A 7,822-nucleotide genomic window follows, 5' to 3' on the forward strand; every position below is an offset into this window, starting at 1 on the left:
CATCACAACTGATACGCATGGTCGTTACCATATAGTTGGCGTATCGGGAGGCCGTTGGGAACGAGGTGCAAACTTCGTCATCAAACTAGACCCACGAAGCTTACCGAAAGAGTACAAAGTAAGTGGACGTAATCCAAAAGTGGTGAGAGTATCGCCGGGATTACCAAGTAAAGTTGATTTTGGTGTTACCGAGGTAAATCAGTAATTACCATCAAAGACGGACAAGGAAGTCTGTCTATCCCTATCCTTTCAGGTCTTTCCCCCGTCTATCGGGGGTTTTTTATTTCTAATTAATCTATCCTCTTAATCTTACTTTTAATAACTATAAACAGCTAATTAAAGTAACAATTAATATAGAAATTAGCGATCAGAATAATATATATTGATCGTTTATTGTGATCAATATATAGTATTATGTAAATATTATGAAAAAGTTTTAATAAAAGTATTTCATTTTGTAATTTTTTTAACTGATTGATTGGCTAATTTATTATTTATCAACAAAGGTTAATTAAGATTGGTCATCAATCATTTTTTAAGGTTTATGGATAAATTTTGATGTTGAGTTGAATTACGGAAATAAAAAATATAATCGATCTTAGAAGAAGAGGAAGGAAATAAACTAAATGAAAAAACATAACTGGACCCGGCATCCACTTTGCCTGAGTATTAGTTTTGCTTTTTTACTTGGCTCCAATAATGTTTATGCAGGTAGTTTAGATATACCTAAATTAAATATTATTCGGGATGAGTTTAACGCAGAAGAAAAGCTTAATTTAAGTATTTATAATCCAAAAGTGAAGTTGACGTCGCAAGGATTGTTTACGACACCAATGGGACTTTATATTTACACTAACTACCCAACCAAAATCGCAGAATATCAAATCACCATTTACCGTCAATCGGATTTAGATAACCGACAACCATTAAAGATCTTACGATTTAAAGAAATCAGTCCGTATGAAGCGGTGTTATGGCGTGGTGAAACCGATAATGGCGAGCCGTTATCGACAGACAGCGAGTATAAAGCGATTTTAACCACCACCAGTTATGACGGTTTGAAAGACAGTGTTTATGCAACATCTTTTAAGACATTAGGTCAAGGCATAGCGGACCATAACAGTGATTTTATTTCCTACAACAAACTGGACAATCAATCGGGCTCAGGCCATTTATTATTTGGCCAATTAAAATCAGAGAGCACGATACCGGGCTTTGGCGAAAGCCGGATAGATCATCAGGGCATAGTCACCAGTGCACAAGACCGTAAAGTGGTCATTCAAATGACGGGCTTAAAAGGTAAACAAGGGTTGATGCTTAATGGCGAGCCTTTAGTGGCGGATGCTCAAGGTCGAGCGATGCGAGAGATGATTTTATCGCCGGGTGAGTATCAGTTTGATATAAGCTGGCAGGATGAATCGGGTCAGAAACAATCGCAACAGGAAAAGTTAGTGGTTGAAAAGAAAGATGACATTTTTTATGTGGGTATCGTGGATGTGACGTATGCACAAAACAATGTTAGTGGAAAAGGGCGTTCGATACTGGAAGATGCCGACAGTCATCACTACAGCGGCAAAGGGAGCTGGGATGGTCGGGTTGCTTTTTACTTAAAAGCAAATAAAGGCGATTATCGGTTAACGGCACATCTGGACACGACTGAAACGAAATTAAAAAATGCATTTGGACATTTAGGTGAAAAAGACCCGACTCGTTTTATCCGAGAAATCGACCCGCAAGCTTACTACCCGATATACGGAGATGATTCGACCACAGAAAGTGATGTGGATACGGAAGGGAAGTTTTATATCAAATTAGAGAAGGGCAAAAGTTACGGGTTATGGGGTAACTATAACACCCAAATTACCGGCAATGAGTTTGCCAACTTTAACCGCAGTTTATATGGGGCAAAGTTATATCACGAAAGTGAGCATTCAACCCGTTATGGTGATACCCGCACATTCGCGACGGTGTTTTTATCGAACGGTGAAACGCGAGGCAGTCATGTTGAGTTAGCCTCGACCGGTGGTAGTTTATACTTTTTAAAACATCAGCGTATTACCGAAGGAAGTTTAAAGCTGTCGATGGAGGTACGTGACCGCAATACCGGTCGGGTGCTGAGCACCTGTACCTTGAACGAAGGGGTTGATTATGAAGTGAATCAATTTCAGGGTCGGGTGATGTTAACCAAAGCCCTACCGATGACGGCAAACGGTGGCACGGGCAGTTCAATTATTGAAAGCGGTAATCTGGTTGGGGGTAACCCGGTCTGGATTATAGCGGAATACGAATATTACTCGGACGGTTTTGACTTTGAAAGCCAAAAAGTGTTTGGTGGTCGGGCTTATCACTGGTTAAACGACCATGTTCGAATTGGTGGGACGTATATCAGTGAAGACCAGTCAGGCGGTGAAACGTATGAGTTAAAAGGGCTAGATGTCATTGTCAGACCGACGCAAGGCACGCATACCCATTTTGAATATGCCAAAAGTAAGGCAAGGATGAGTGATATTTTTGTGTCGAGTAATGGTGGCTTATCATTTAATCAGACGGTGTTATCAGGTGATACACGGGGAGCGGCATGGAAGATTAATCAAAAAATCGAATTCAGTGATTTGACCGGTGAGGATATCCCATTAAGTTTTACGGGTTACTATTCGATGCAGCAGAAAGGCTTTTCGTCCTTTGCTAAAGCCCGTAGCAGTGATTTAGAAGAGTGGGGTGGCGAATTACGTTATGACTTTGAGACGGATAAAAAAGGTATCTTACTGGGTTACAGTCGTGAAAAAGACAAGGCAAATTATGTCGAAAAAATCGCTCGTGCTCAATATTACACAACACTCGGTGACTTATATAAAACGGCGTTAGAGTTACAACAACGCAACACACATAATTATGGTGATGCTTCTACCCGTGAAACCTTAGTGGCAGCGAAAGTAGAGCGTTCGTTTTTTGGCGGACGGGATAAAGGTTATTTCATTCAGCAGCTGACGTTAGGTAAATCGGGCGATGTGGCGAATGATAACCGTACCACCTTAGGATACAGTTCACAAATTACCGAAAGCATCAATTTGGGTGCAGAAGTATTTGCATCAAATCGGGGGGCCGGTGGTGGTGTTCAGGGGAGCTGGGATGTAAATGACCGCACCAGTTTATATACCAAAGTCTTAAATGATGTGGACTCGACCTCGGGGCGGGGTATTACGACAATTGTTGGGGGACGCACCAAAGCGACCAGTCAGATGGAGCTTTACTCAGAGCGTCAATTTAAAACCACCAAAATTGACCGAACCACTTCTGATGTTTATGGGGTAAGTTATAAACCGACGGAAGCACAATTTATAGAGGGGTCTTACTCGGTAGGGCGGGTGAATAATCGTTACCGAAACCGCAATACCAGTTTAACCGGAAATGATGAAACCCGCCGGGATGTGTATGCAGTAGGATATGGTTATAAAAATGATACTGTTCAGGTACGTAACCGGGTGGAATACCGGATAGATGAAGGTAGTGAGCGGATCCGTCAATGGGTAACGACCAACCGGGCAAAAACGACCGTGAACGAGAACCTAAGCTGGATGGCACAGTTTGATTTTGCAAAAACGTTAGGAGAGCACGATAACAACAGTGAAGTGGTGAGTAACTACACGGAATCGACATTAGGCTTTGCTTATCGCCCGTTATCTATCAATAACCTGAATTTATTCGGAAAGCTAACGTATGTGTATGGTTTAGATCCGGATGATCAGCTGATAGCAAATTCAACATCGTCAAATAGCAAAAGCTATACCTCAAGCCTGTATGACCAAAAAAGTTGGGTGTGGTCATTAGAAGGTGTGTATGAGTGGAATGCGAACTGGGAAACAGCGTTTAAAGCGGCGCACCGACAAGGGCATTTACGTTATAAAGGTGAAAGCACGTGGTACTCATCAGGAGCAAGCTTATATGCACTTCGCCTCAATTACAAGACAGGTGACTGGGAATACCAGATAGAAGGTCGAACGTTACGTACAAACCTAGCGGATGACCATAAAGACGGGGTTGTGACCAGTATTTACCGAAATGTCGGTGACAATATCAAGATGGGAATAGGTTATAACTTTACGGATTACAATGACAACTTAACGCGTCTGAACTACCGTTCACATGGTTGGTTTGTCAATGTAGTAGGGAGTTTCTAATGAACAGTTGGCAAAAAGTTAATAGAGGTCAGATGTATTCATCCGTGCAAATCAAATCAAACCGAAAAGTAGAAAAACGAAAAGAAGAGAATTTGCGCATATCAGGAGAAAAGATAATGCGAACTGCACATCATGCAACAGTGAAAAAAAGAATGCTAAGGGGTATAAAACAACTATTAGCCTCAGCGTTTATATCGATGGTGACACTATCAACTGCGTATGGCTTTGATATAGGTGGAAAAGTCTATTTAGATTATGATAATACGGCAAGCAAAACGGAAATGCCGTTAACGGGTTTAAAAGTTGAATTATATGATAGTAACCAAAAACTATTATCTGATGCAACAACCAACCAAGATGGAAGCTATAAATTAGATGCGCCATTCCTGGGGACATATAGGATTGTTGCCAAAACGACTGAAGGTGAAACCATTGATCGCTCAGTACAACTGATAGTGGATACCGGCGCCTCTGCTCAGAACTTATTTATCAAAGGGCAAGGCGGTGATATCAACTTAGCGATAAAAGACGACAAAGGAAATGGTGCAAAGAATATTCCTGTTAGACTAATTTATAGTGCTTCTTCCAAAACTCCTATTTTTGTAACAAGTAATAGTGGTACAGTCGAACTTAAAAATACCTTAAAAGGGCATCAGTATGATATGGTGGTTGATGCAGAAGATTTTATTGCAGATTCAAGTAATAAAATCAAATATGCCTTATGGGATGCAACGTTACCGGATAGCAAAAACGCCTACGTTGACAAAATTAGTTTTAATATGGCGGGTAAAAATCAAAAAGGGCAATTTAATGTTAAACCACGTAATGAATGGGGTGTCGATGGTGTTGTCGCTATCGATCAAAATGGTGATGGGATCTATACAGTAGATTTTGATACCGGTGCAATTGATATGAATGTCGAGCTTTATTATCCTGGCACGACAACCAAAGTACTGGGTACAAAAACAATGACTACTACTGATAATGGTCGATATCGTTTTAAAGACTTAGCGGTGGCGAGTTATGACATTAAGGTAACCAATGTTAAAGCACCTTATATTCCAATTAGTAAAATTGAACAAAACGTTAAAATAACAGACGAAAATAATCAAACAAGTGGTCCGACATTTTTATTAAAAATGGATCCGAACGATACAACGTTAGCTGGTATATCTGGAAATGTGTTTGTACTAGGACCTCAGCAATATATTAAAGCAGGTCCAGATTCAGGTAAAACGGGCAATAATATTCCGCTTGCCACTCTGGGTAGTACAGGAATTAATACCACTGTCGAACTTTACCAACATAATGGAACCGATTGGGAAAAAATTGCTTCTCAATTAACAGCCGGTAATTTGGGCACCTATCAGTTTGTTGGATTAGTAAAAAACAAAGATTATAAAGTTGTTGTCACGGAATCAAATATAAATTTAAATGAAAATATTTTTGTCAATGATACAGACGGTAAATCAACCAGTACCTCCTCTAAATCAAAAAGTATTCATAAAGGTAAAGTCACATTAAGTAATGGTATGCAAGCTAACATTGCTGCTAAAGAGATTATTTTACCTAAACTTAATGATCAAAAAACCAACCAAAACTTTTGGTATTCACCAATACGTAAAGGTTTAGGTAATTTATTAGTCGTCAATTATTTGAAAACAGCCAATGGGGAATGGAGCTGGAGTTCAACGATTAATGGGCTCGAAGCGATTACCGCCAGTACTTATACTAAAATTGTCTTTTTTGAAGAAGATGGTGTGACTCCAGCAACCGATTTACAAGGTAATAAATTAGAAGTCAGCTATCAAAAGCCGGGTTTTTATGGCGTAAGAGGCTCACAAAATTATTCTATCGATCATGCGGGTTTGTTTTATTATTCTGTTGTTGAATATGATAAGGATAATTTGGATTATCCCGAATCATATAATGGCGAATATTCGGTTAATGTTGCACCGGCTAAAACTTGGGGAGATACCATCTATTTTACACCAACAAGACCCAATACGATTTCCGGATATGTTTATTTAAATAATAGTCATTCTGGTACTTTGGGTACTTATAATCCAAATCAAGATATACCAATTAAACAAAATCGGGTTACTCTGGAGCGTGAAGTATTTGGAGAATGGACAGTTATCACCGAATTCGCAACAGATGACAAGGGTCATTACAATTTCACTAATTTGCCTAATGGAGAGTATCGTGTTACGGCTAAACAGGAATATGGTGGCGGCAGTGATATAAGGAATGGCGATATTGATTTCGAAAATAATGATCAGAATAGTGGTTCGAGTATCGATCCTAATGATAATAGAAAAATGATATCGAGCATTATTGTTAATGCGAGTGGTGGTAACAAATATAACACAGATACTAACATCTGGTATAAATTAAAAATTAATCAACACATACTTCGTGGCTCAGTATTTTTAGATACATGGTTAGGTGATGGTGAGATACAAACCGAGCAAATGTACAATGCTAATGACTTACCTTTAAAGAATGCTATTGTTTTACTTTGTGAAGATGACGGTACCAATGATTGTACTGAAAACGGAAGTAATTTTATTGGGAAAAAACTAACGAATGCCAAGGGTGAATATAGCTTTCAAGGGCAACAAGATGGTATTAATCGAGATGTGACTTATATCGTTAAAACTATCTATCCAGGGACAACGGCTGTCACTAATCCTGATAAAGAGTTAGCACCAAGTTATAAAGTACAGTTTAAACAACTTGATATGCCATTAACTAAGCACTTCCTAATGCAAGGAAAAGGACAATTTTCGGGGGCGCCTGTTAATGATCTCAATGGTGATATGAAGTATGCAGGTGAGCAAACGATTGAGAATGGAGATGGATATTTTCAAATTTACTTCTGGAATGGAAGTGATTATGAAAAATGGGGTGATATTGGTGATTACTATCGAACGATCAAGCTAAAATCATTGCCTCAAGGCAAATATCGTATCGTTCACAATCAGGGTGATAATTTTATCGATATTGCAGATATGGACCCGGCAACACCACCAGGGACATTAGATTTTGAAGTATTAGCCGATGGCTCACTTGCCAATAATTTAGATAAAAATAATCTATTCCTAATGCAAGCTCAAGTTTCATCATCAAATACGACTGAGGCAATTTCGGGCAAGCTTTACTTGGATGTAACAGGTTCTAAAAACAAAGATGAAGCAGTTGAGCTCACTAAAGAAGAACTCATTCAATATAATAAAGGTTTGCTAACCGTAAGTGGTATTTTTACCCCTCGCATCTACCCGGGATATTTTAACGGTAATGTTGACGATATTTTGGATCAAGTTGACTTTATCGATAAAAGTGTACAATACACGGGTGAATTTGCTTATACTGCCGCGAATTCAACGCGAGGAAAATTATATCTAACCAATATGTTATTACGTTTAACTGGTTTGGATACCACGCAATTTGAATTGGTCGGTAACAGTGGTCAGTTAAAAGGCGCTTATCTGCCAACAAAAGTACAAACAAATCTGGAATATATGCAAGTTGCACCTTCAGGTTTATTTGGAGCACAAGATCAGTACTGGTTAGTAAAACTGAAAAATGATACAGAGATCAGTGGTCGACTTTATTACGATTATGACGATGATGGTTTTTTT

The 7,822-nt window shown here is 39.1% G+C and carries 3 protein-coding genes; all 3 read left to right on the forward strand.

What is annotated here, in order from left to right; genetic code table 11:
• A partial coding sequence (locus tag J3U36_RS11170) for a hypothetical protein (RefSeq protein WP_267385914.1) occupies positions 1-205 on the forward strand: 205 nt, incomplete at its 5' end.
• Positions 206-626: 421 nt separating this feature from the next.
• Entirely contained in the window at positions 627-4,178 is a 3,552-nt protein-coding gene (locus J3U36_RS11175; protein ID WP_267378418.1) for a hypothetical protein, read from the forward strand.
• The coding region (locus J3U36_RS11180; RefSeq protein WP_267385915.1) for a carboxypeptidase-like regulatory domain-containing protein at positions 4,178-7,822 on the forward strand (3,645 nt) is incomplete at its 3' end. The genes J3U36_RS11175 and J3U36_RS11180, both read left to right, overlap by 1 nt.

Origin of the sequence: Gilliamella sp. B3817 (genome assembly GCF_026536705.1) — a bacterium.
GTDB lineage: Bacteria > Pseudomonadota > Gammaproteobacteria > Enterobacterales > Orbaceae > Gilliamella > Gilliamella apicola_I.

Excerpts from the sequence above, each read along its gene's own strand:
- J3U36_RS11175 (WP_267378418.1), top strand. The coding sequence starts at position 627 with ATGAAAAAACATAACTGGACCCGGCATCCACTTTGCCTGAGTATTAGT.